The organism is Nonomuraea sp. NPDC050022, assembly GCF_044460705.1.
Taxonomy (GTDB): Bacteria; Actinomycetota; Actinomycetes; order Streptosporangiales; family Streptosporangiaceae; genus Nonomuraea.
On record NZ_JBITKE010000009.1, the window covers coordinates 555,834 to 579,745 of the forward strand.

Consider the following 23,912-nt stretch of genomic DNA (forward strand, 5'->3'; position numbering starts at 1 on the left):
TAGCCGACGGCCCGCCGCCCGGCCTCCCTCGTGCGGGGGATGAGCAGGCTCGGGACAGGTGTGATCCTCGAAGGCACCACCCATTGAGGAGAATCTTCATGACCGCTGACACCCTGTGGAGCAGACTGCATGGCCGGACCTCGGCGGGCGTCCCCCGCTGGGCCGTGCTGGCCGCCTACGCCATTCCGCTGGCCGTGCTGCCCTCCAGCCTGTGGCGCATCGCCGCCTTCATCTTGGATGTGCCGCTGCTGGAGCCCGGCTCGACGCCTGCTGGGCAGGAACAGCTGAACGGCTGGTGGTACATCCTTCTGCTCAGCGTGGTGAGTGAAGGGGCGGCCCTTCTCGCCGTCGGGCTGGTCAGCGAGTGGGGTGAGGTGTGGCCGCGTTGGGTGCCGGTCCTGCGTGGCCGCCGGGTGCCGGTCATGGCCGCGGTCATCCCCGCTGGTCTTGGCGCGCTCGCGCTGCTGGTCTTCCCCGCTGCGATGATCAGCATCAGTCTTGGGGTGAAGTTCAACGGTGACCCGACCGGATTGGTCACGCACGGCTGGCAGACAGTGGTCTTCCATGTCATGTACTGGCCGCTGGCCGTCTGGAGTCCGCTGCTCGCCCTGCTGACGGTGCACTACTATCGCCGCCGCAGCACTGTCCCACCCCGCGGCCGCACCCTGGTGCCATCCCGATGAACCTGCCCTTGGATGGTCGGCGATCGCGCTTGTGTGACGGCTGACAGCGTGCTGGGTGCGGTTTGTGAGCGGTGGGTTGGAGGGTGGGGCCGTTCACGTCACCCATCACTCATGAGGAACGGGTCAATGTCCCCACGTGTTATTCCGTCGGATCGTGCGGTGCGGCCACGGTGGCTGCGTACGGTCACGGCGTCGGCATCGGCGCTGGTCGTGAGTCTGGCCGCAGCCGCGGCGTTCCCGGCCGACGCCGCCGCCATACGGTCCGCGGCGTTTCCGCTCGGCACCGCCGCCATACCGTCCGCGGCGTTTCCGCTCGGCACCGCGGCCACACCGTCCGGAGTCTGGAGCGGCACCGAGGCGCGGCGCGCTCAGTTACAGCGGTTGGCGCGCGAGCTGGTGGACGCCGGGGCGCCCGGTGTGGTCGTGCGGGTGGACGACGGCCGCGACCGGCCGGTCGAGATCGCCGAGCAGGCCCCCTGGACCAGGCGGGATCATCTGCTCAAGGTGGGGGACGAGTTCCGGATGGCGTCCAACACCAAGACCATGATGGCCACGCTCGTGCTGCTCCTGGTCGCGGAGGGCAAGCTCGCCCTGACCGACCCGGTGGAGAGGTGGCTGCCGGGCAAGGTGCCCAACGGCGAGGCGATCACGTTGCGCATGCTGCTGAACCACACCAGCGGCCTGTTCGACTACACCGAGGACGCCACGGTCCGGCCGTCTATCCTCGGCGCGGATCGGCGGCGGTGGACCTCGGCGGAGCTGCTCGCCGTGGGGGTCAAGCACGATCCGCTGTTCGCGCCGGGTGCGAAGTGGTCGTACAGCAATACCAACTACGTCGCGATCGGCGCCGTCCTGGAGCAGGTCACCGGGGTGAGCCTGGCCGATCTGGTCCGGGACCGGATCGCCCGGCCGCTCGGCCTCAAGCACACCTACTACGCCACGGCCTCCACCTGGCGTGGCTCCCATGCCCACGGCTACGAACCGGATGCCGCCCACATGCCACCAGGCGTGCCGGCCGAGTACAGGCGCTTCGCCGGGGCGCACCGCCACGGCCACGTGGACGTCTCCGACAACGATCCCAGCGTGGGCGGGGCGGCAGGGGCGGTGGTGTCCACCGCGCGGGACTGGTCCCGGTTCTACATCGCGTTGATGTCCGGCAAGCTGCTGCCCGCCGCCCAGCTGGCACAGCTGCGTACCACGGTGCCGGTGGACTCACGGCAGCCGGACGGGCCCGGCTACGGGCTGGGCATCCAGACCGGTGCCGGCCCGTGCGGTACGTTCTGGGGTCACGACGGCGGCATGCCCGGCTACCTGTCCACCAACCTCACTGACCGCACCGGCAGCCGTACGGCGACCGTCCTCATCTCGGCGGAGCTCTGGGCCGAGTTCGAGGCCGACCCGAAGATCGCCAAGGCCGCCCACGCGCTGCAGACCGCCGTGACCTGCACGATGTTCGGCAAGCCCGTACCGACCGCGGCTCACGCCGGCTGAGCGGCGCGGTCGGCTTCGGGGGTGGTGATGATCGCGGACACCAGGTCTTCGGCCTCGGCTCGCGACATCGCCGCACCCGCGGCGTGCGCGGCCGCGAACCCGGCGGCGCCCAGGGCGGCCGTGGCCTGCTTTGTGACCATCCGTACGTCTACGTCGCGGAGGTCGGCCCAGCCTCGCAGCACGGTGGCGGCCCCGAGCAGCCGTCCCGCCAACTTCGGTCGATCGCGGCTCAGCTCGATCGCGGCGACCACGACCGCGATCGAGGCCGCGACCGGTGTACGCCAGGTCAGCGTCAGGTGCACAGCCGGGTGGTCGAGCCGGCGTACCGCCTCGTCGGGGGATCCCTCCGCGACGTCCACCTGGGCGAGTACGCTCAGCAGCAACGCGGTCAGGTGCGGCGCGGTCGACCGGCCGGGTGACGCCTCGGCCGAGCCGGCCTGGGCGTGTTCGCGGGCCGGCCCCGGTTGCCCGGCCCACCACTCCAGCCGTGCCAAGCCCAGGCGTACCTGAGTCCGGGACTCCGCCGATCCACTCCGCTCGGCCTGGTCGAGCAGGTCCGCCAGTTGCCGCCGCCCGCCGTCCGCGTCGCCGGCCTGAGCCCGGTGCAGCGCGGACGCCACGTCGTTCTCCATGGTGTGCTCGGGCATGCCGAGTTCACGGAGGTAACGGGTGGCACGTTCGGACAGTGTCGGCGGACCGGTCGTTTCGCCGGCCCGATGCCGTGCCGAATTCAGGGAGTTCAGCGTGATCGCCAGGCTCCACCGCTCGCCGAGCTGCTCGAAGCCGGTCAGCGCGCGCGAGAGCAAGTGGGTCGCCTCGGTGGCGTGCCCGGTGTTCATGGCCAGCACGCCTCGAACCAGCAGCGCCAGCGACCGACTCCACGGATCCGTCCGCACGTCCGGGGAAGCGAGCGTGTCTGGGGGAGCGAGTGTGTCCGGTGTGGCTTGATCGCCTCCCGAGGCTATGGCGAGCGCCAACCGGGCCATCTCCAGGATGGGGTGGGCGCCGGGGGTGACGCGCTCCAGCGCCGTCCTGATCCGGTCGAAGGTCGCTGCCGCCTCGTCCGGCCGGCTGATGGCCTCAGCGGTGGCGAGCGCGTGCGCGATGACGACCAGCGCGCGTGTCTGCGGCTCGGTCGAGCCGCGGACCTGGAGCACCTGGCCGAGCTGGTCCAGCGACTCCGGCGGGAAGTCCCGCAGGAACCAGAACCAGCACAGCGCGACGCCGAACCGTACCGCCAGGTCGGCGTCGCCGGACTCGACCGCCCAGCGGATCGCCGCCGACAGGTTGTCCCGTTCCGCGGACAGGCGAACCAGCCAGCGCAGTTGGTCGGACGTGCGCAGGTACGGGTCCGCGGTCTCGGCCAGCCGCAGGAAGTACTGGGCGTGCCGCCCGCGTACGACGTCGACCTCGTCACGCCGGGCCAGTTGCTCGAGGCCGTACTCCCGGATGGTCTCCAGCACGCGGTAGCGCGGCTCGACCGGGTCAGCGGGCTCCACCAGATGCAGCAGGGACTTGTCGACCAACGCCGCCAGCAACTCTCGGACGTCCCCCGACCGGCCGATCGCCTCCGCCGCGTCCTCGGTGAAGGTGCCGGGCACGACCGACAGGCATTCCAGCAGCGCTCGTTCGTCGGGGTCGAGCAGATCCCAGCTCCAGGCCACGGCGGCCCTCAAGGTCCGGTGCCGCGGCAACGCGGTACGGCTGCCGCCGGTGAGCAGCCGGAACCGGTCGTCCAGCCGGGCCGCCACCGCCTCGACCGGCAGGGCGCGTAACTGCGCCGCGGCCAGCTCGATCGCCAGCGGCAGGCCGTCCAGGCGGCGACAGATCTCCACCGCCGCCGTCAGCGCGCTGCCTTCCGGCGTGAAGCCCGGCCGCACCGCGGCGGCCCGGTCGGTGAACAGCCGGACCGCCGCGCAGGCGCGGGCCCGGTCAAGCGTCGAATCCGGTTCGGGCAGCTCCAGCGGAAGTACCGGGTGCAGGGTCTCGCCGTCGATCCGCAGGGGTTCGCGGCCAGTGGCCAGCACGCGCAGCCTCGGGCACCGGCCGAGCAGGGTTCCGGCGAGCGTCGCGGCGGCCTCGACCACGTGCTCGCAGTTGTCCAGCACCAGGACCAGGTCGTCCTCCGCGACCGTCTCGACCAGCTGGTCCAGTACCGCCTCCGGGGTGACAGGACGCGGCGGCACGTTCTCCTCGCGTACCCGCAACAGGTCGAGCAGCACGCGGGGCACATCGTCCGCGCCGACCGGGGCCAGCGAGACGAACCACACCCCGCCGGACGGCGTGAGCTGCCGGCCGATGGTGTTGGCCAGCCGGGTCTTGCCCGCCCCGCCGGGACCGACCAGGGTGACCAGCCGAGTACGACCGAGCAGGTCGACCACGCGGCGGATCTCGTCGTGGCGGCCCACGAAGCTGGTGAGCGGGACGTCCAGGTTGCCGTGCGATCGGCGGGTCCGGCTGCCGTGCGGTCGGTGGGGCCGGTTATCGTGCGATTGGTGGGGCTGGTTGCCGTGCGGTTGGCGGGACCGGGGGAGGTCACCGCGCAACACCGTCAGATGGGCCTCCTGAAGATGCGGTCCGGGATCGCCGCCGAAACTGTCCGCCAGCAGGTCACGGATCCGCTGGTAGGCGACCAACGCCTCGGCGCCACGGCCGTTGAGCGCCAGGGCTCGGATCAGCTGGGCGTGCAGCCGTTCGCGCAACGGGTGCGCGGCGGTCAGCGACTCAAGCTCGGCGACCAGGTCGAAGTCGGTGCCCGGCGCGAACTCGCCAGTCAGGTCGAGACCGGTGCCCGGCGCGAGATCGACGGCCAGGTCGAGGCCGGTGCCCAGCGCGAGATCGGCTTCGATCCGGTCCTCCAAGGCGGCCAACCGGCCCCGCTCAAGCCGTTCGGCCTCGGCGGCGGCGAACGGTGCCTCGCGTACGTCCGCCAAAGCAGGGCCGCGCCACAGGCTCAGAGCCTCGCGCAAGATGGCGGCCGCCTCGGCGGGCCGGGCCTGCGCGTGCGAGCGCCGACCCGCGCGGGCCAGCCGCTCGAACCGGGCGGCGTCGACCGCGTCCGGCTCGACCGCCAACCGGTACCCGTCCGGGCCCGAGGTGAGCAGCCCGGGGTCGCCCAGGACCCGCCGCAACCGGGACACCAGCGATTGCAACGCGTGCAGGTGATCGGCCGACGCCGTCTCGCCCCACAGCCCCTCGACCAGGGTCGCCGGGCGGACGGCACGCCCGCCGTCCAGCACCAGCCGGGCCAGCAACGCCCGCAGCCGCGCACCCCCGACCGGCGTCGGGCCGGTAGCGGTTTCCAGCACCAGGGAACCGAGAATGCCGACGCGCACCCGCCCACTATCCCAGCCCGACCTGTTGGACCGCCAAGTCACTCATCGGTCCGCTTCCTGAGGTGGTCATCGCATTGGCAGACCTGGCGGCTTCGCTCGTGTTCGCCGAACAAGACTGTGGTTGGATCCCCGCGTGAATATGATTCGACCGTTTTCGCCGGAGCAGTACGAGCGCGCCCTGAAGGCGTGGCAGTGGGCCGATATCGGAGACAAGGTCCCGCTCTTCGCGTCCCCGTTCGGGGACGTCTTCCTCCGCTCCGACGACGGCTGCTGGTTCCTCAGCATCGTGCATGGCACGCTGACCCGGTGCTGGGACGGCGTCGAGGCGCTGCGAGCGGAGCTGGACACGCCGGAGGGCCAGGAGCGGTATCTGATGGCCGGGCTGGCCCAGGAGGCCGAACGCGCCGGGATCGTCCTCGACGCCGAACAGGTCTACGACTTCAAGCACCCGCCGGTCGTCGGTGGTCGGGTCGCGGTCGACAACCTCGACGCCATCGACTTCGTGGTCAGCGTCAACGTCGCCGGCCAGATCCACGGACAGGTGAAGGACCTACCGGAAGGGACCCAGATCTCCATCTCCACGGACCTGGAGGCGGTCGGCTGGGCGGCGATCGAGACGGCCTTGCACGATCTCTACGGCGACACCGAACCGGTGGGCACCTTCGAGCCCGATGTGCCGTACTCGGCCGGCGGTCCCGATCCGTTGGACGCGATCCGGATCTACGCTCGGGACGAGCCGCGACCGCACTGGCACCTCGTGAGCTTCGGGATGTCCGAGCTCTACGAGAAGGTGACCGACGACCCGGAGGAGTCGGGCTGGGGGATCGAGTTCAGCATCCGGGTGGCCCGTGGTCCACAGGACGAAGCGCCGCCGAAGTGGCCGGCCGTGCTGTTGCAGCAGCTGGCCAGGTACGTCTTCGCGGAGCGGCCGTTCGCGCCCGGCCACACGATCCACGTGGCCCGGGGAACCTTCAACGACCGGGCGAACCAGGAGGCGGACAATCCAACCGAACTCGCGGCGCTCGCGTTCGCCGTCGACCCGCAGTTGGCTGTAATGGACACCCCGCACGGCCGTGTGACGTTCCTGCAGGTCGTTGCGCTGACCGAGGCGGAGTACGCCACGGCCAAGGGCGGCAACGCGGCCGCTGTGCTGGAGCGGGTCGAGCGGGACGTACCGTTGCACATCGTGGACCGGGACAGGCGCTAACGATCTTTGTGTGGTGCCGTCACGGACAGTGGTCGAGCGTCTCGCCGGTCACCAGCACGGCGACAAGATCGCTTCGCTGGTGTACGAGCTCTTCAAACCCCGCGACCCGGCCCCCGGACCGTCACACCGCCGAGGCGCCGGTGAGCGGTCGCTCGTCGAGTTTGGCCGCCTGCATGACGGTCAGCCGATGGACATAGAGAGCCGCGACGACCACTGCCGGCACAACCAGCACGTGCACTGCCATGCTGAACCAGGTCAGCAGCTGGAAGTCGTACCAGGAGGGCTGGTCCCCGTCGGGATATCGCATCTTGCCCGTCTCCATCCATGGGGTCCAGTAGAGAGGCCAGGTCAAGAAGGTAGCCAGCCAGACGAACCACCAGGCGTGCAGCAGACCAGCGGGGCCCATGCCACCGCCCCGGCCGGGCGGGCTGGAGGCATGCCAAACGTCGTTGGCGATCTGCTTGGGGAGGAAGAGGTTCCCCACCGGGATGAACCAGCCGACCACCGCCATGGACTCGCGGTAGCGCAGTTGCCCGGGCGCGAGCCGCTCGGCGACGGCGCGTACTCGGACGAACCAGATCAGCCAGCCCACCACCAGCCCGACGCCGAAGAGGACCTGGGCGCCCAACAGGACGTAGGAGATGTCCTCGATTGCTGACCGCGATTCCCATAAGGCGAATAGCCCGTCCTGGTGTACTCCGCCGACGACGACACCGAGCTGCTGGACGACTGTGAGTACGGAGACCAAGGCAAAGAGGGCAAGGAGCCAGTAGACCGCGGCCCGGTACCCGTCAGCCGGCAGCGTAAGGCCGCGCGCGCGGCGGCGTTCGTCGACCAGCCGAAGTTGTGGTGCCTCCGACCGCACAGCTCCGGCAGCCTGCTGATGCGGCTGATCGCCGGCGACAGGGGCCTTGGAATCAGCCAAAGTCATGGTGAGCCTGGCAGTGAGCGGTTGCGGTGAGACGGCCGGGGTCACGGTCATCGCTTCGGCGACTGGGTCCGCGCCGGGTGCGGCGCCCGCGGCGATGATCATCCGGGTGCGGGGATCCTCCTGCTCCAGCAGTTGCACCGCTTCCTGGCCCAGCCGGGCCAGCACCTCCGACGGCAACCATGGCTCCAGCGAGCGGTACTGGGTCTCTTCCCGTGCCCGCAGCTCGTTCAGGGTCGGCCGGTCAGCCGGGTCCTTGGCCAAGCAGTCCTTGATCAGCCCCAGCAGTGGCTCTGGCACGCCGATGAGGTCCGGCGGCTCGTGTACCACCCGGTACATCAGAGCGTGTAACTGGCTGTCCTGCGCGTCGAACGGCAGCCGCCCGGTGGCAGCGAAGGCCAGCACCGTACCCAGCGAGAAGATGTCGCTCGCCCCGGTCAGTTTCTCGCCCCGGATCTGTTCCGGTGACATGAAGCCGGGAGAGCCGATCACCGCGCCGGTGGCGGTGAGGCCCCCGGTGGTGGAGGCGTCCAAGGCGCGGACGATGCCGAAGTCGATCACCTTCGGTCCGTTGATGGTCACCATCACGTTCGACGGCTTCAGGTCACGGTGGATGAGCCCGGCGTCGTGGATGTCGCCCAGTGCCTGGCACAATCCGGAGGCCAATCCACGCACCGAGTTTTCTGGCAGCGGCCCGCCCTGCTCCGCCACCACCTGATGCAGAGTCGGCCCGGCGACGTACGCCGTGGCCACCCAGGGCAATGCCGCATCGGGGTCGGCGGCCAGCACGGCGGCCGTCCACTTCCCGCCGACCCGTCGCGCCACGGCGATCTCCTCGGCGAACCGGCGGCGGAAATCCAGGGCCGCCGCCAGTTCAGCGCGGATGATCTTCACCGCCACCATTCGGCCACGCGGCGACCGGGCGAGGTAGACCACGCCCATGCCGCCTTCCCCCAGCCTGCCGATGAGCCGGTAGTCGGCGATCCGGTCGGGATCCTGTTCTTGCAGAGACTGCACAGCTGGTGGTTCCCTCCCCTTGAGCATCGCGCGGCTGATCAAGCCTAGTGCAGGCCTGCTGAGGTCCTTGATGGCTTCAGATGATCACTCCGGGGGTTCTTTCGGTTTGGGGAGATAGAGGGCGCATGCGCAGTCGCGTGCCTCGATCGGCGTTCCGGTCATCGCTCCGCTGGGCAGGTCGGTACCGAGGGGCTTCAGCTTGGGAGCAGGCGGACTTCGGCGCTGGGCAACTGCTTGGTCCACCAGTGGGCGTAGCGGCGATAGACGGTGGTCCCGCGATCCGCCAGGAAGGCCGCCAATGCCTCGGCCTCCGCTGCGAGCCCCCTCCACACCTCCTCGTCCAGCCGGTGGAATGCCGTCGCTTCGATGCCGCCCTGGACCGGGCGCCACACACCGGCGACGAAGCCGTCGACGAGCAGGGTCGGCAGGACGTCGCCGTTGCGCCGGATGACGATCGGGCGGTATTCGGGGGGAATGACGCGGCTGCGATCGGAGTAGGCGAGCAGGACGCTGTCCCACATGGGCAGCAGGCGGGGTGGGGCAGCAGTGTCCTCAGCGGGGAGCGGCGCGCCGGGCACATCGAACAGTGCCGCTCCATCCGGCCCTTCCAGCTCCTCGACCTGGCCGGCCAGAGCCCGCACAGCCGGCCGCAGCACCGACCGCTTGAGCAGGGTGAACTGCGCCATGTCCGGCACCGTGGCAGGGCCGAACGCTTGTAGGTAACGCAGAACCAGTCGCTGTACTGACTCGTCCTCAGATTCCGGACCTGAGGTGATGCCTGCGTCGAGGAACGAAGACCGCGCACCGAACGACCACGGCCCACCGGTCGGCGCATGGTGCAGAGGCGCGAACGTCCGCAGCGCCCACCACGCACCCCGCTTGGGCTCCCCGTACCTGCCCTTAAGGAAGTCCTCGATCTCGGCGCTGGTACGCGGACTGGCCACGAACTCCGCGAGATGGGGGAGGAGGGCGTCAGCGTCGGCGATGGACAGTCCGCTCGAGGTGAAGCGGGAGTCGCCCAGCCGCGCGGCCCGTAGGCTGCGCCGCATCGCGTTATGGAACGCCCCGTAGTCCTCGGCGTGTACCGCGTGCAAAGTGATGCGCAGCAGCGTGGCCTTGACCACCTCGCGGTCGGCGAACGCGACGTCCAGCTCTTTCGCCTCGAAGCCGGTGAGCCGGTTCCACAGGGCGACATACGGTGACGGGGCCTCCTGCGCCTGCAGGGCGACGAGCCGGCGGACAGCGTCGGCCACGGTCAGCGATTCGCGCCGTAACAGGAGTTGCCGGGCGAGCGTGGCCCGATTGAGCTGTCGGGCGGTGAGTCTCATCTCCCCGTTTCTTGTTTTCGACGGCGGGCGGCCATCAGCGCCTGTCGTCATCCAGCGACGGGGAGCGTGATGCGGATGATTTTAGGGCAGAAGGGGGAAGTCGCCGGACTTGAGGCCGGTGATGAATGTCCGCCACTCGGCGGGGGTGAAGATCAGCTTGGGGCCTTCCGGGTCCTTGCTGTCGCGAACCGCGACTACGCCGGGAAGATTCGTGGCGACTTCAACGCACTGGCCGCCGTTGTCTGAAGAGCGCGACGACTTCCGCCACGCAGCAGTGCTCAGGTCCATGCGTGTCTCGCTTTCTCGATCATCTTGAGGGATATGCGCTCAGGATAAGCCCATAGCCGTATCGCCTCATAGCGCTGCCAAATTGAGGTGACAATGTCATGGTCCGTTGTGATGTGCGCCTGTGTCGGTGAGTCCGAGCTGACGACATCGGGCTGGTCGTTCGGGAGCTTGGCGATCATAAAGGCCCCTGCCAGGCCCGCAACGCATTCCGGATCAACGACCTGGATAAAGACGGCAGGCCGCCGGGCCAGCTCCAGCAGATGGCCGAGTTGCTCACACATCACCTTGGGACCGCCGATTCTGCGGCGCAGTACACCCGCATCGACGAGTGCCAGGAGCATGGGCGGCTTCTTCCGGTCAAGGATGTGTTGCCGCCGCATGCGGGCTTCGACGCGTTCATCCACCTCTTCGGGTGTGACCTGCGGTCCCTGACTGAAGACATGGCGGGCGTATGCCTCGGTCTGCAGGAGCCCTGGGATGAGCAGGGGATCCCAGGAGCGCAGGACGAGGAGGGTGGGCTCGATCTCCTCGGCCCAACTCCGGAACCAGATCGGGCTGCCGGACTGGGCGGTGATGCTCTGATGAAGCCGGGTGAAGGAGACGCCTTCGGCCATCCCGAAGAGCTGGTCCAGCCGTTCGGCGTCGGACCGCGACGGCGTACGGGTCGCCTTCTCCAGTCTGCTCACCTGCGTCTGCGTACACCCGAGCCGGGACGCCACGGCGGCCTGCGACAGCTCGGCGGCCTCCCGGAGCCGCCGCATCTCGGAGCCGAATCGCACGCGAGGGGACCCCGGGTCGAGAGACGGCACAACGTGCATCACATTTCCTCTCTAATCAGAGAAAAACGGAAACCTTCTTTGAGTGGCTACACCATTTAAACCACGCCTGACCAGCGGCTGTCATTATGCGTGCTGCCTTGGCTTGGTGACTCGGTCGCCGACTCGGCGCCATGAAGGCACGCTGAAGCACAGCCTCTCTTTTCTGGCAGCAGATAAAGAAGGTTACCCATGACTTTCTATGGTCGGGAGAGAAATGACGGCGCGCGAACAGTACGAGAGATTCGACCATCTGGCCCGGCTGGGCTGGGACCTGCACTGTCTTGGCATCCGCGTCTCGCTGGTCGTTCCCGTGAGCGGCCAGCCGGTTCTGGAGATGCTTTCGGAGAGCGGTGCCAAGGTCCACATCGCCGCCGTCCGCCGTTACTGCGGCTGGGTTTTCACCTGGCGGCCATGGTGGGCGCGGTTGTGGCGGCGTGACAAATGGGTGGTGGCCTGCGCGGCCAATGTCGCCGACATCATCGCAGCGGAGGTGAACGCATGAGAAGGTCGCTCCGTCATTGCGACGACTCGCCCAAGACGCCATTCACGCACGCCACCTGGCGCAGGGAATTCCCGGCGATGGCGGTATCCGTTCCCGAGGCCCGTGAATGGGTGGGTTCCCTGCTGTCCGTCGGCGTCCCGTCCCCGTTGCTCGACGATGTGCTCCTGTTGCTGAGCGAGGTCGTCACCAACGCCATCACCCACTCCGACTCCGCCCACGCCCTCGGCGGCCAGGTGACGGTCCAGATCACCCGTACCGGCACGACCGTGCGGGTGGAGGTGACCGACGCCGGCTCCGCCACCACCGCGCCCGCCGTACGCGCCCCGAATCTAGAGGACGACGGAGGCCGGGGCCTGTGGCTGGTGGCCCTGCTGGCCGAGGAATGGGGGTTCCACCGCGACGAGACCGGCGGATCGGTCCGGTTCCGATTGGCCGAGGGCGATTGACCATGTCCCGGATGGAGCCCCACATCCGTGATGAGAAAGACAGTTAAAACTGTACAGTTTGGACTGAGCGACTTAAGGTGGAGACGTGGGTGACAAGACCGAGGACGCCTCCGCCGTCCGCACCGCGCGCGCCATCCGGGTGACCATCGGCCGCCTGCGCCGCCGCATCCTGAATGTGAACGACGCCGCGGACATCACCCTCTCCCAGGCGTCCGTCCTTGCCCGGCTTTCCCAGAACGGGCCCGCCACGGCGAGTGATCTCGCGGCTGTGGAAGGCGTACGCCCGCAGTCCATGGCCACCACGGTCGCGGCGCTCTCCCGCCTCGGGCTCGTGGAGCGTCACCCCGATCCCGATGACGGCCGCAAGCGGCTTGTCACCCTCACCGACCCCGGTCGCGAACGTGCCGAGGGCGACCGTGCGGCCCGCCAGGCCTGGCTGGCGCGCGTCCTGGAGGAGCGGTGCACCGAGAGTGAGCGGCAGATGATCGTGAAGGCGATGGCCGTCCTGGAGAAGCTGATCGAACCATGAGCGACGACAACAAGCCCCCGGCAACCACCGACGCGACGCCGCACGCAGGCGGCAGCGCAAGGGGCGATCCGGGTGGGCGGTTCGATCGTCGCCTGATACCGCCGATGATCCTCGGTTCGGTGCTCAATCCGATCAACTCGACGATCATCGCTGTCGCGCTCGTCCCCATCGGCGTCGCCTTCGGGGCCCCGCCCTCGGAGACCGCCTGGCTCGTCTCGGCGCTCTATTTCGCCACCGCGCTCGGGCAGCCGGTCGTCGGGCGCCTCATCGACCTCTTCGGGTCGCGCCGCCTCTTCCTGATCGGCGCCGCCCTCGTCGGCGTCGCGGGCGTCGTCGGGATGTACGCCCCCAACCTGGGCGTCCTCATCGCGGCCCGGGTGGTGCTCGGCTTCGGCACCTGCGCCGGATACCCGGCCGCGATGTCGCTGCTGCGCCGCGAGGCGGACCGTACCGGGAACGACAATCCTCGCGGGGTGCTCACCACACTCGCCGTCGCCACCCAGACCGTCGCGGTCATCGGCCCCGCGCTCGGCGGTCTGCTGATCGGCGTCGGCGGCTGGCGGGCCACCTTCGCCCTGAACATCCCGCTCGCCGCCGGTGCGCTGATCCTCGGCGCGCTGCGGCTGCCGAAAACTCCGCCCAGCAGCCGCGGCGGCATCGCCGCGCGACTGGATCTCCCCGGCGCCGGGCTGTTCACGGTAATGCTCATGGCGTTGCTGCTGTTCCTGATGAACCTGAGCGTCGGGGCGCTGTACCTGCTCGCCATCGCCGCCGCGGCGGCCGCCGCGTTCGTGTGGCGCGAATTGCGCGCCTTCGAGCCGTTCATCGACCTGCGAGTGCTCGGCGGCAACCGCCCCCTGCTCGCCACCTACGCGCGTGCCCTGGTCGCGTACGTCGTCGCCTACGCCTTCCTCTTCGGCTTCACCCAGTGGGTGGAGGAGGGCCGCGGCCTGTCCGCCTCCCAGGCCGGGCTCGTACAGCTGCCGATGTTCCTGCTGGCCATCGTCGTCTCCACGCTCACCGGCCGCCGCAAGGGAGTGTGGGGCAAGCTCGTCGTCGGCGCGGTCGGACAGATCGTCGCGTGCGTGCTGATGCTGTTCCTGTACGCGGACAGCCCGGTCTGGACGTTGCTCGTCGTCGCCTTGGTGTTCGGCGTGCCGCAGGGGCTCAACAACCTCGGGCTGCAGAACTCGGTGTACCGGCAGGCCGATCCGGAGCGCATGGGCGCCTCGTCCGGGCTGCTCCGTACCTTCTCGTACATGGGCTCGATGGTCGCGTCCGCCGCGTCCGCGTTCGCCTTCGGCCGGCACGCCGACACCGGCGGCATGCACGTGCTGGCCTGGGTCATGATCGGCGCCGCGACGCTGTTCCTGCTGATCACGGTCGTCGACCGCGGCCTGGGGCGACTTGCCGTCTGAGACTTTCAAGCCGAAGACGATCGCGTATGAATGCCAGACTTTTAGGCATTGGTCATCTCATCTGTTCCTCCTACGGTTGACCATCAGTGGAACACTGATGGGAGGCGCACGATGCCGCAAAGGATTCTGGTCACCGGGGCGACCGGTACGGTCGGTCGTCAGGTGATGGCACAGCTGGTGGAAATCGGGGTCGAGGTTCGCGCGCTGACCCGGGAACCGGTCGATCTGCCACCGACCGTCGAGGGCGTGCGCGGTGACCTGTCGGTCCCTGATTCTCTGCGCGACGCTTTCGACGGGGTCGAGGCGGTGTTCCTGGTCTGGCCGTTCGCCTCGGCCGAGGGGCTGGAGATGGTGCTCAAGCTGATGGCCGCGACCCACAGGGTGGTGTACCTGTCGTCGGCGGCTGTGCGTGATCATGAACGGCGGGCCGAGCGGCTGATCGAACGGTCTGGGCGGCAATGGACGATCCTGCGCCCGCATGCCTTCGCGGCCAACGCCCTGCGCTGGGCCGAGCAGATCCGCGGTGGGGGAGTGGTGCGGGAGCCGTACGGTCAGGCCGCGATGTCCCTCGTGCACGAGCGGGACATCGCCGCGGTCGCGGTGCGGGCACTGACCCAGGACCGGCATGCCGGCTCCGTGTACGAGCTGACCGGGCCGCACTCCCTGACCCAGGCCGAGCAGGTACGCGTCATCGGCGAGGTGATCGGCCACCCCGTGCGCTGGGAGGAGACCTCGCCGGAGGACGCGCGGCGGCAGATGCTGGCCCGCGGCTGGCCGGCGGCGGCCGTGGACGGCATCCTGCGCGCCCAGGCCGAGATGACGCTCGGCCCGGCGCCGGTCACCGCCACTGTGGAGGAGGTGGCCGCGACCGCGGCGCGCACGTTCCGCTCGTGGGCGGCCGAGCACGCGCACGCCTTCGAGCCGCTCGTCCGTGACGAGTAGGAGCCGAACCGACGGCCGCCGGTGGAACAGGCCAACGGCCGCGGCGCCTTGACCGGCCTGATAGGGCTTCCCCGTAAAGCCCGTTTCGGAGACGGGCTACTGAACAAACTGGCTCAAGTGGGTCATTTATCCCCAAAGCGGTGGACACTGGCGGTTGGGGAAACTACCTTCCTCGCTCGAGGACATTTCTTCGCTATAGCCCCAAATGTCCCAGCATCATCAGGAGGGGGGACTGCATGGAGATCACGATTGCCGAGATAGAGGCAGTGGAGCTCACGTGCGGTAACAGCAACAGCTGATACTCATCGCGGGATTGGTGGCCACCCGGGTCGCCGATCCCGCGCCTTTTTCTGACGTGGAGCGGATAATTGTCGCGCGTTCTGGTCAACCCGGCGTTTCCCCTGTTCATTGAGGACCGTCGCGAACTAGTCCGGCTGGGCGACCTGCCGGGCACCGGAAAGGTGCTCAAGTCCGCCTCTCCGGCCCTACGCGAGCTGGTACGGCGGTGCGCCTCCACCGCCCTGCCCCGCGAGGAACTGGTCAGCCTCACGGCGGGGATCGGCGGCGTCACGGCGGCCGAGGTGGACCAGGCCATCACCGCTCTGCTCGCGGCCCGGATCCTGGTCGAGGAGCAGGACGTCGAGCTGCTGACGCGCCACGTTCCCACGTCGCGGCAGGCCCTGTTCTTCTCCATGTTCCAGCCCGCGTCACGGGCCGCCGAGATGGCCGGGGACCTCGCCGGGCGTACGGTGGCCGTCCTCGGCGTCGGCGGGATCGGCGGCTTCGTCGCCCTGCAACTGGCGACCGCCGGGGTGGGGCGGCTACGGCTCGTCGACCAGGACGACGTCGACGAGTCCAACCTCCACCGCCAATACCTCTATTCGGCGGAGGACGTCGGGAGCCCGAAGGTGTACACGGCCGCCCGCAGGCTCGCCGAGCACAGCCCGGAGGTCAAGGTGGAGACACACCACCGCACGCTGACCGGCGCCGGGGACGTCGCGGACCTGGTCGCGGACGCGGACCTGGTCATCGCCACGGCCGACAGCCCGCAGCCGCAGATCCGCCAATGGATGAACGCCGGCTGCGTGGCCGCCGGGGTGCCGCTCCTGCCGGGCGGGTTCAGCCAGCACCTGGGCATCGCGGGACCGCTGGTCGTGCCGGGGAGCTCGGCCTGCCTGGCCTGCCTGGAGGAGGAGCTGCGGGTCCGCAACGATGGGTGGGAGCTGCCCGCCATACTGAACCAGGGGCGGAGCATTCCGGCGTTCGGCCCGCTCTGCGCCATCGTGGCCGGGTTCGTCGCCGCCGAGGCGGTCCGCTATCTCACCGGCGTGGTCCCGCCGGCCCTGGTCGGCCGGGTGGTCCACTTCGACCTCCTGACGATGGCGACGACGGAGCAGCCCATCACCCGGCTCGACACCTGCCAGGTCTGCGGGGATCCCGCCTGACGGGCGAGGCCGGGATCCTACGGGGCGGGCGAGGTTGCGTTCGGCGGGGATCTTCGGGGCGGGCGAGGTTGCGAAACGTCCTGTATCGGCCACGTGACGTGGCGGCGCGCGCTTGAGAGGCTTCCCCCATGCGCGTGATCCCGACCATCGACGACATGGCCGCGTTACTGCGGGAGCTGTGCGACCGGTTCCCCGCGACCTGCCGCAGACGCCTCGTTGGCGCCTCCCGGCGGGGCGAGCCGCTGGAACTGGTCTCGATCGGGGACGGGTCCCAGAACGCCCTGGTGTTCGGCGGCCCCCACGCCAACGAGCCCGCCGGCTTCCTGACCGTGCTCCGCCTGGCCTCTGTGCTGTGCGAGAACGCGGCGGAGCGGAGCGGGTTCACCTGGCACTTCATCGCGTGCGTGGATCCCGACGGCGCCCGGCTGAACGAGGGCTGGTACGCGGGCCCGTACACGATCAGCCACTACCACCGCCACTTCTACCGGCCGTCCATGAGCGACCAGCCCGAATGGACCTTTCCCATCCATGCCGGGCGCAAGCAGTTCGACCGGCCGCTGCCGGAGACCCTGGCGTTGATGCGGGTCATCGACGAGCTGCGGCCCGTGTTCATGCTGTCGCTGCACAACGCCGACTTCGGCGGCGCGTACTTCCAGATCACCCGCGACGTGCCCGGTCTGGCCGCCGAGCTGGCCTCGATCGCCGCGAGCCAGGGCGTCCCGCTGGACCTGGGGCCCATCGACACCGTCGGCTACCAGGTCGCGGGTCCCGGCGTCACGCTGCTGCCGCCGGCCGAGCACATCGACTTCGTGGAGACGGGCGGCGACGCGCGCGCGCCTCGTACGTACGGGGCGTCGAGCTGGCACTACGCCGACCGCTACGGCACGTTCACGCTGATCGCCGAGGTGCCCCTGTGGACCACTCCGGGGTGCGACGACCCCTCGGACGCCGGGCTCTCCTTCGGCCACCTGGTCAAGGCGGCCGCGGTACGGCTGCGCGAGGAGATCGAGCCGCTGGCCCGCGCGCGTATGGACGTCCGGCCGCGGTGCGTCGCGCACACCCCGTTCCACGCGGCGGTGGACGACACGCTCGCCGTCTGCGACCTGCTGGTCTCCTCGCTCGAAGGCGCGGTGGACCGGGAGGACGCCGCCAGGACCGTCACGCGGGCCGAGGCGAGCGGCATGCACGACACGGTGCGCCGCCTGCCGCTACGGGCCTGCGCCATGTTCCTGCGGCTGCTGGCGGCCGAGGCGGCGGCGGGCAACCGCCCGGCCGACCTGACGGCCGTCCGGGCCGCGCTGGAGGAGCGCATGGGGCGCCTCTGCGCGGAGGCCGAGGGCCAGCTGGTCCAGCTCGCCGACCCGCTCGACCGGATCGTCACCATCCAGACGGAGGCCGCCCTGGCCGCCGCCCGCCGCCTGCGCTGAGCTTCATACGGGCAGCCGCCAGTTCGCCGTCCACAGGCGGGAGCCGGTGCGGCGGTCGAGGCGGCGCAGGAACGACAGGACGCCGGACGCACCCGTCGCCCAGGTGTAGCCGGGCTTGTCGAGGTCGTTGCCGGTGAAGACCGGTGCCGAGAGCTCGCCGCCGGCGCGCATCAGCATCAGCTCGACGATCTCTTCGGCGCCGCGCCAGTAGGAGTCGTCGCCGGTGGCCATCGCCAGGTCGATCAGCGCCTCGCCGATGCCAGCCAGGCCGCAGCACTGGGACACGACCCATGCCTGCGGCGCGATGGCCAGGCTCGCGCGGGCGCCCCGCTCCGCCAGGTCGAGGTAGCGGTCCTCGCCGTACGTGGTGGCCGCGTGCGCCAGCGGGCCGAGGATGCCGGAGACGCCCTGGCACCAGGACGCGCCCATGGCCTTGGCGTCCGGCCCGGTGAGCTCGCCGAGCATGGCCTCGGTGGCGGTGGCCAGCGACTCGAAGCGTTCCCTGGCCGCCTGTCCGGCGTCGTGGTCGCCGGTGGCCTCGTGGTAGGAGAGCAGGAACTCCGCGCAGCCGGCGGCGCCGTGGGCGAAGGCCATCTCCACGTTGACGCCCGAACCCGCCTGGGCCGGTGCCACCGCGTCCTTGGAGTCCGTCACCTCGCCGGAGACGAGCAGCCTGGCGCACTCGGCGGCCACTTCCAGGTGGCGCGGATCCTGTTCCAGCGCGGCCAGCGAGAGGTGCCCCGCGCCGATGCCGGCGACGCCGTGCGCCTGGTCCGCGCGTTGCTCGCCCTCCAGAACGATCGGGCCGGGGTCCGGCAGTTCGGGGACGGCGGTCAGTCGCGCGGCGGCCAGGAACAGCGCCGTTCCCGTGCGGCCGAAGTACAGCGCCGGGGGAAGCTTGGTCGGCGGCATGACGCGCGCCGTCCAGCGGGCCAGGTCGGCGGCGACGGTCTTGGCCTCGGGGTGGTGCAGCAGCTCCATGCCGACCCCGGCCGACCCGCCGTAGACGTTCGTCACCGGCGGGCTCGACGTCCGGGCGTCGGCCGGGCCGTCCATCAGGCCCTCCGCGAACCGTACGCACACGCGGGTGGTGTGATCCAGGACCTGCGACAGCAGCGCACCGCTGAACCGCACCCCGTCAGACCGCGACACCGTACGACCCGCCCGCCCTGCCTCGGCGTCGGCGCTCACACCGGCCCTCACGTCAGCCCTCATGTCGGCCGCGGCCGCCACCCGCTCCTCGGCGTCGAGGCTGAACAGGCGCGGCAGCAGCCCGACGACGCCCGTCGTGACGCCGGGGAACATCCGCGCCAGGCACATCAGCGTCCGTTCGACGTTCCTGGCCGGGTCGGGGTCGATCATGATGGGGTTCATCCCGGTCGCCGAGAAGAACAGCGTCGCCCCGAGCGAGAAGTAGTCGTCGGCGGGCTCGGAGGGGCGGTCCGCCTGCTGGCCGGGCACGCTGTAGCCACGGCTCCATCCGGGCAGTTGCAGCCCCTCGTACCTGCTGTTGCCGAAGTCGATCAGCGTGCAGCGGCCGTCCTCGCCGAGCACCACGTTCTTGGGGGAGAAGTCCCTGACGACGACGCCGCGCGCGTGCACGGCGTCCAGCACCTCCAGCAGCCGCCCCGCCAGCGCGGTGAGGTCCCGGTCGCCGCCGTTCTCGGTGAAGCGGCCCCGCTCGCCGACGAACCGGTTGAGGTCCAGACTGCCGGCGTCGGTCATGACAAGGAACTCGTCCTCGCCGTGCCGGAAGTGGTCGATCGGCGTGGGGATGCCCGCGACGCCGTCCAGGGCCTTGAGGATGCGAAGGTCGTTGCGCAGGTACATGCGCAGGTCCCAGCCCTCGGCGTTCTCGCCCACGTAGGCGCGGGCCTCCTTGACCACGACCGGCCGGCCGTCGGCGTCCTCGGCCCGGTAGACGTTGCCGCGCGGGCCGCGCGCGACACCGGATGTGATGCGGTACCGGTTGCCGATGAGCCTGGCGGGCGCCTCTGCGGCGTCCAACCCGATCGCCCGAGGCGCGTCGGGGACGCCGTCCTGCGGGCGGAACGGGTCGGTCGCCCACGGCGGGCAGGAGAACTCGGGTCCCGCCGCGCCCGGCAGGTGCTCGCCGTCGGGGCTGACGATGATCAGCTCGAAGTCGCCGTTCTCGTCCACGCGGTACTGGGGGGCGAAGGGGGCGTACCGGTAATAGACCGGCGCGTCGCGGCGCACCTGGCGATCGCTGACGATGCGCGGCGCGGCCAGCCCCGCCAGCGCCTCGGCCAGTCGGTGACCGAGGGGGACGACCTCTTCGGGCCGCGGGTAGACGGTGATGGCCTTGCCGACCGCGCCAGGGTCGAGGTCTCCGGAGTTGAGCTCCGCGAGCTTCTCGGGCGAGCAGGCGACCTTGAAGTCGCAGGACACGTCGGCCAGGACGGGCAGGACCCGGTCGAGCGTGTCGCCCAGGGTGCCGGGACGGGCGGAGACGTGCAGCTTCCAGCCCTGGTTGGGGGTGGTGGCACGCGGGTCGTGGACGCTGACCCAGGTGTCGCCCTCATAGATTTCCCTAGTGTTCGACTCGGCAAAATGGGTAAGGGAAACAATCACATTTACCGTCAACGAGAAAACCCTTCTGCACCGACCGGCCGGATGCCCGAAGAAAGGCCACCGGAAGTGCACCGATGGCCTTTCCACAGCGGTACGGCGCAAGGAGCGCGCCGCCGCGGAACGCCGTACGCGTTACCGCCCGATTACACGATCGAAGGGCAGCAGGGGAACGTCGAGCAAACGGTACGCTTGCAGGTGTTCACGCAGGCCTGAGGGCCATGGAGCAGCGCGGTGAGCTCGCCTTCGAAGTCGACGGCGAGGTCCTCGTACTCCAGAACGCCCGCGTCGCGGGGCTCCAGTGTAAGAACGGACATGAGGGCTCCTTCCTTGGCCACCGGTAGGCGGCCGATGTGGGGCTTGAGCCTCGGGACGGCGCTGGATAAGTGCCGTTACCCGTGCCTTGACCGCGATGGGAATCGCCTGTCGCGGCCAAACGGACGCATTATGTTCACAACTCATCAAATATGTCCAGGCGTCACGGAACAGGATTCCTTGCCCCAGCAGTGCGGAGGCGGAATCGTTTACAACAGGGCTTTACGGCGACACAACGGTCACTTAGATTGGCTGGGTGATCCCCTGGCTTCCCGCATGAAAGCGTTCTGGAAGAAGCGTCCCCCGGACGTCGCGGCGGACAGGTCGGGGCTGGCGCTCGCCTACTGGGAGAGCCATGGCGACGAACTCCTGACGGCGAGCATGGCGAAGATCGCGCGTCGCCTGCCATACCTGGTGATGTCCGCGCTGCGCATGGCATGGGAGGCGCACCGCCGCGACACGATCATCGCGCTGGCCGGGAACCTGGCGGCCGGCATCTTCACCGTCTACGGCCTGGTCGCGACGTCCGACGTGCTCGCCTCGCTGTTCGCCGGCGGGCCCACGCCCGAGCGCGTCCGGGCGGCGCTGCCCTCGCTGGCGCTGGTCGCGGCCGCCGCCGCGCTGCGCGGGGCGCTGCTGACCGCCGCCACCTGGGCCCAGGCGCGGCTCAAGGTAGAGGTCGAACGGCTGGCCGAGACGCGGCTCTTCGAGCTGACCACCCAGGTGGAGCTGACCGCGTTCGACGACGACGAGTTCCACAACGCGATGCGCAGAGCCCGCGACAGCGGCGTGCCCGATGCCGCGGGCGTGGTCGAGGCGACGATCGCCGTGATCGGCGGCGCCGTCGGCGTGCTGGCCTCGGCCGTGGCGCTCGGCCTCATGCACCCGCTCCTGACGCCGCTGCTGCTGGTCACGGTCGTACCCGCGGGCTGGGCCGCGGTGCGGGCGGCGCGCCTGCAGTACCAGGGGTACTACCGGCTGTCGGCCGCGCGGCGGCGCAAGTTCATGCTGTCGGACCTGATGGCCGAGCGGCTGCCCGCCGCCGAGGTGCGCGCGTTCGCGCTGCGCGACTTCCTGCTCGGCGAGTACGCGAACGTCGCCGACCTCGAACAGGACGTGCAGCTCGACGTCGCGCGCCGCCGTGCCGTCACCAAAGCCGCAGGCGACGTGCTGACCGGCGCCGCGACCGTCGCCGTCTACGCCGCGCTCGCCGGGCTGCTGGCCGTCGGCGTCATCCCGCTCTCGGTGGCGGGCGCGGCCGTGCTGGCCATCCGCGCCGGCCAGATGTCGCTCGCCGCGCTGGTGCAGATGATGAACCGGTTGTACGAGGCGGGCCTCTACTTCGGCGACTACCTGTCCTTCCGCGAGCTGGCCGCCTCACGCGTGCGACAGCCATCCGGTACGGCGGCGCCGGAACCGTCCGGGCGGCTGGCCGCCGACCAGGTGACCTTCAGCTACCCGGGGGCGAGCGGTCCCACGCTCAACGGGATCAGCGTCGAGGTGGGGTTCGGCGAGGTCATCGCGCTGGTCGGGGAGAACGGCTCCGGCAAGACCACGCTGGCCAAACTGCTGGCCGGACTGTACCGGCCGGACTCGGGGACGATCCGCTGGGACGGCGCCGACCTGGCCGACCTCGACACCCGCGGGCTCATCTCGGTGATCGCCCAGGACCACACCCGCTGGCCGCTGACCCTTCGCGAGAACATCCTCATGGGCCGCCCGCTGGACGAAGGCCGCTTGGCCGCCGCCGCGGCCGCCGCCGGGGCCGACGCAGTGGTGGCCGGACTGTCGCAGGGGTACGACTCGCTGCTCGACCAGCGCTTTCGAGGCGGCCACGACCTGTCGGGCGGGCAGTGGCAGCGGATCGCCGTGGCCCGCGGCTTCTACCGCGACGCCGCCCTGGTGATCTTCGACGAGCCCACCTCCGCGCTGGACGCCCGCGCCGAACACGCCCTGTTCGAGCGCATCCGCAAGTACGCCGACGGCCGCTCCATCGTCCTCATCACGCACCGGCTGGCCAGCGTCCGGTACGCCGACCGCATCTACGTTCTCGACCATGGGCGGGTGGCCCAGCAGGGCACGCATGCCGAGCTCATGGAGGAGGGCGGCCTCTACGCCGACATGTACACCCTGCAGGCCCAGGCCTACCGGGACGCGGCCACATGATCGTTCTGTCGTCGGCCTATACGGCGCTGATCGCGGTCCTGCTGTACGCGGCCGTGAGCAAGGCCCGTGACCTGGCAGGATTCGCCGCCGACATCGCGGGTTACCGGCTGATCCCGCGGCGGCTCACGGTCGTCGCCGCCGTCGCGGTGGTGATGGCGGAGCTGGCGGCGGCGGGGCTGCTCATCGCGCCACCCACCCGGCGCTGGGGCGCGCTGCTCGCGGCGGCGCTGTTCGCCGTCTTCCTCGCCGCGATGGCGTCCGTGCTGTGGCGCGGGCTGAGCGTCGGTTGCGGCTGCTTCGGCGACCACGGCCTCGTCGGCACCGCCACCATGACGCGTACCGGCCTGCTCGCGGTGCTGGCGGTCATGGCCGCCGTCGCGGGACCTTCCCCGTTCGCCCCCGTCCACCTGCTCGTGGGAGCGGCGTACCTCGTGCTGACCTTCGTACCGGCCCGGTTGATCGGAGCCGTGGAGCGCGGCCGCGTCGGCCCCCGCCCCGGCACCCACTGGGACGTGACCCCACCTGCGGTGGCCCTCGCCTCCGAAGGGCCCGGCGCCGCTGAAAGGCCCGGCACCTCTGAACGGCCCGGCGTCCTTTACGCGCTGATCGCGCCGACCTGCGGTCTCTGCGGCGCCATGCTGCCCGCCTTCGTCGCGGCGGAGCAGGTGGATGTCGTCCTGGTGAGCGCTGCGGAGGAGGGGCAGGTCCGCGACTACCTGGCGGCGCAGGGGGTCGGGTTACCGTTGGTCATCGATCCCGGGGTGTTCGACCGTCACGGCATCCCCTGGCCGCCGTACGCCGTACTGACCGACCGGCAGGGCGTCGTCCTGGCGGCGGGCGGCGCGGCCGAGCCCGCCGCTCTCGACGCCCTGTTGGCCCACGTCCCCTCGGCTCCTGGCCGAACCAGGACTTGAGTATGAGCCGCCGTGCGTGGTGAGGGGCGGAGGTGACCACCCGGCTGTCCCGCTACCACTGACAGCGGATACCTCCGCCCCTCCGGCCCCTGGGATTGAGGACCGGCCGCCGCGCCGGGCCAGG

Annotated in this window: 19 protein-coding genes; 12 read left to right on the top strand and 7 right to left on the bottom strand. The window is 70.2% G+C overall.

The annotated features are described in order from the left end of the window. Positions 1–98: 98 nt before the first annotated feature. Together ACIBO2_RS37805 and ACIBO2_RS37810 are read left to right on the top strand one after the other, a co-directional pair. A complete protein-coding gene (locus ACIBO2_RS37805; protein ID WP_358557034.1) occupies positions 99–683 on the top strand; it encodes a hypothetical protein in 585 nt (194 codons plus the stop codon). 126 nt (positions 684–809) lie between these two features. Next, entirely contained in the window at positions 810–2,174 is a 1,365-nt protein-coding gene (locus ACIBO2_RS37810; protein WP_358557037.1) for a serine hydrolase domain-containing protein, read from the top strand. On the opposite strand, the gene ACIBO2_RS37815 is transcribed toward ACIBO2_RS37810, so the two are convergent. Then, positions 2,162–5,509, bottom strand: coding sequence for an AfsR/SARP family transcriptional regulator (locus ACIBO2_RS37815; protein WP_397303210.1), 3,348 nt, complete (start codon positions 5,507–5,509; stop codon positions 2,162–2,164). The genes ACIBO2_RS37810 and ACIBO2_RS37815 overlap by 13 nt on opposite strands. 139 nt (positions 5,510–5,648) lie before the next feature. Here ACIBO2_RS37815 and ACIBO2_RS37820 point away from each other — a divergent pair, with 139 nt between their 5' ends. Further along, positions 5,649–6,716 (top strand): suppressor of fused domain protein, encoded by a 1,068-nt coding sequence (locus ACIBO2_RS37820; protein ID WP_397303213.1) that lies wholly within the window; start codon positions 5,649–5,651, stop codon positions 6,714–6,716. Positions 6,717–6,837: 121 nt separating this feature from the next. Here ACIBO2_RS37820 and ACIBO2_RS37825 read toward each other — a convergent pair whose 3' ends face one another. From ACIBO2_RS37825 to ACIBO2_RS37840, 4 genes are all read right to left on the bottom strand, one after another. Further along, the gene (locus tag ACIBO2_RS37825; protein ID WP_358557045.1) at positions 6,838–8,661 is read right to left on the bottom strand and encodes a protein kinase; all 1,824 of its coding nucleotides are present in this window, start codon (positions 8,659–8,661) and stop codon (positions 6,838–6,840) included. Positions 8,662–8,855: 194 nt separating this feature from the next. Further along, positions 8,856–9,989, bottom strand: coding sequence for a winged helix DNA-binding domain-containing protein (locus tag ACIBO2_RS37830; protein ID WP_397303216.1), 1,134 nt, complete (start codon positions 9,987–9,989; stop codon positions 8,856–8,858). 81 nt (positions 9,990–10,070) lie between these two features. Further along, positions 10,071–10,277: a DUF397 domain-containing protein gene (locus tag ACIBO2_RS37835; protein ID WP_358557051.1), complete on the bottom strand. Its 207-nt coding sequence runs from the start codon at positions 10,275–10,277 to the stop codon at positions 10,071–10,073. Next, on the bottom strand, positions 10,268–11,056 hold the full coding sequence (locus ACIBO2_RS37840; protein WP_397303219.1) for a helix-turn-helix domain-containing protein: 789 nt from the start codon (positions 11,054–11,056) through the stop codon (positions 10,268–10,270). The genes ACIBO2_RS37835 and ACIBO2_RS37840 overlap by 10 nt, the downstream gene beginning before the upstream one ends. A 253-nt stretch (positions 11,057–11,309) precedes the next feature. Between ACIBO2_RS37840 and ACIBO2_RS37845 the strand changes: the two genes are divergently transcribed. The 7 genes from ACIBO2_RS37845 to ACIBO2_RS37875 all read left to right on the top strand — a co-directional run bounded on the left by ACIBO2_RS37845 (position 11,310) and on the right by ACIBO2_RS37875 (position 17,804). Next, positions 11,310–11,597 (top strand): hypothetical protein, encoded by a 288-nt coding sequence (locus ACIBO2_RS37845; protein WP_358557057.1) that lies wholly within the window; start codon positions 11,310–11,312, stop codon positions 11,595–11,597. Continuing rightward, positions 11,594–12,043 carry an ATP-binding protein gene (locus ACIBO2_RS37850; protein ID WP_397303222.1) on the top strand — a complete coding sequence of 150 codons (450 nt, stop codon included), beginning with the start codon at positions 11,594–11,596 and terminating at the stop codon, positions 12,041–12,043. Before ACIBO2_RS37845 ends, ACIBO2_RS37850 begins: the two co-directional genes overlap by 4 nt. 85 nt (positions 12,044–12,128) lie before the next feature. Continuing rightward, complete coding sequence (locus tag ACIBO2_RS37855; RefSeq protein ID WP_358557063.1) at positions 12,129–12,572, top strand: MarR family transcriptional regulator; 444 nt, start codon at positions 12,129–12,131, stop codon at positions 12,570–12,572. Further along, entirely contained in the window at positions 12,569–13,990 is a 1,422-nt protein-coding gene (locus ACIBO2_RS37860; RefSeq protein ID WP_397303225.1) for an MFS transporter, read from the top strand. Before ACIBO2_RS37855 ends, ACIBO2_RS37860 begins: the two co-directional genes overlap by 4 nt. Before the next feature lie 111 nt (positions 13,991–14,101). Then, positions 14,102–14,932, top strand: a complete 831-nt coding sequence (locus tag ACIBO2_RS37865) for an NAD(P)H-binding protein (protein WP_397303228.1) — start codon at positions 14,102–14,104, stop codon at positions 14,930–14,932. Positions 14,933–15,300: 368 nt separating this feature from the next. After that, positions 15,301–16,377 carry a TOMM precursor leader peptide-binding protein gene (locus ACIBO2_RS37870; protein ID WP_358557070.1) on the top strand — a complete coding sequence of 359 codons (1,077 nt, stop codon included), beginning with the start codon at positions 15,301–15,303 and terminating at the stop codon, positions 16,375–16,377. Positions 16,378–16,505: 128 nt separating this feature from the next. Beyond that, entirely contained in the window at positions 16,506–17,804 is a 1,299-nt protein-coding gene (locus ACIBO2_RS37875; protein ID WP_358557073.1) for a M14 family zinc carboxypeptidase, read from the top strand. Between the two features lie 3 nt (positions 17,805–17,807). Here the strand turns inward: ACIBO2_RS37875 and lanL are convergent, their stop codons facing one another. Together lanL and ACIBO2_RS37885 are read right to left on the bottom strand one after the other, a co-directional pair. After that, entirely contained in the window at positions 17,808–20,396 is a 2,589-nt protein-coding gene (gene lanL / locus ACIBO2_RS37880) for a class IV lanthionine synthetase LanL (protein WP_358557075.1), read from the bottom strand. Positions 20,397–20,539: 143 nt separating this feature from the next. Continuing rightward, the gene (locus ACIBO2_RS37885; protein WP_225289182.1) at positions 20,540–20,710 is read right to left on the bottom strand and encodes an SflA family class IV lanthipeptide; all 171 of its coding nucleotides are present in this window, start codon (positions 20,708–20,710) and stop codon (positions 20,540–20,542) included. A gap of 274 nt (positions 20,711–20,984) precedes the next feature. Here ACIBO2_RS37885 and ACIBO2_RS37890 point away from each other — a divergent pair, with 274 nt between their 5' ends. Further along, the gene (locus ACIBO2_RS37890; protein WP_358557078.1) at positions 20,985–22,874 is read left to right on the top strand and encodes an ABC transporter ATP-binding protein; all 1,890 of its coding nucleotides are present in this window, start codon (positions 20,985–20,987) and stop codon (positions 22,872–22,874) included. After that, positions 22,871–23,788 (top strand): TlpA family protein disulfide reductase, encoded by a 918-nt coding sequence (locus tag ACIBO2_RS37895; RefSeq protein ID WP_397303233.1) that lies wholly within the window; start codon positions 22,871–22,873, stop codon positions 23,786–23,788. The genes ACIBO2_RS37890 and ACIBO2_RS37895 overlap by 4 nt, the downstream gene beginning before the upstream one ends. Positions 23,789–23,912: the final 124 nt, after the last annotated feature.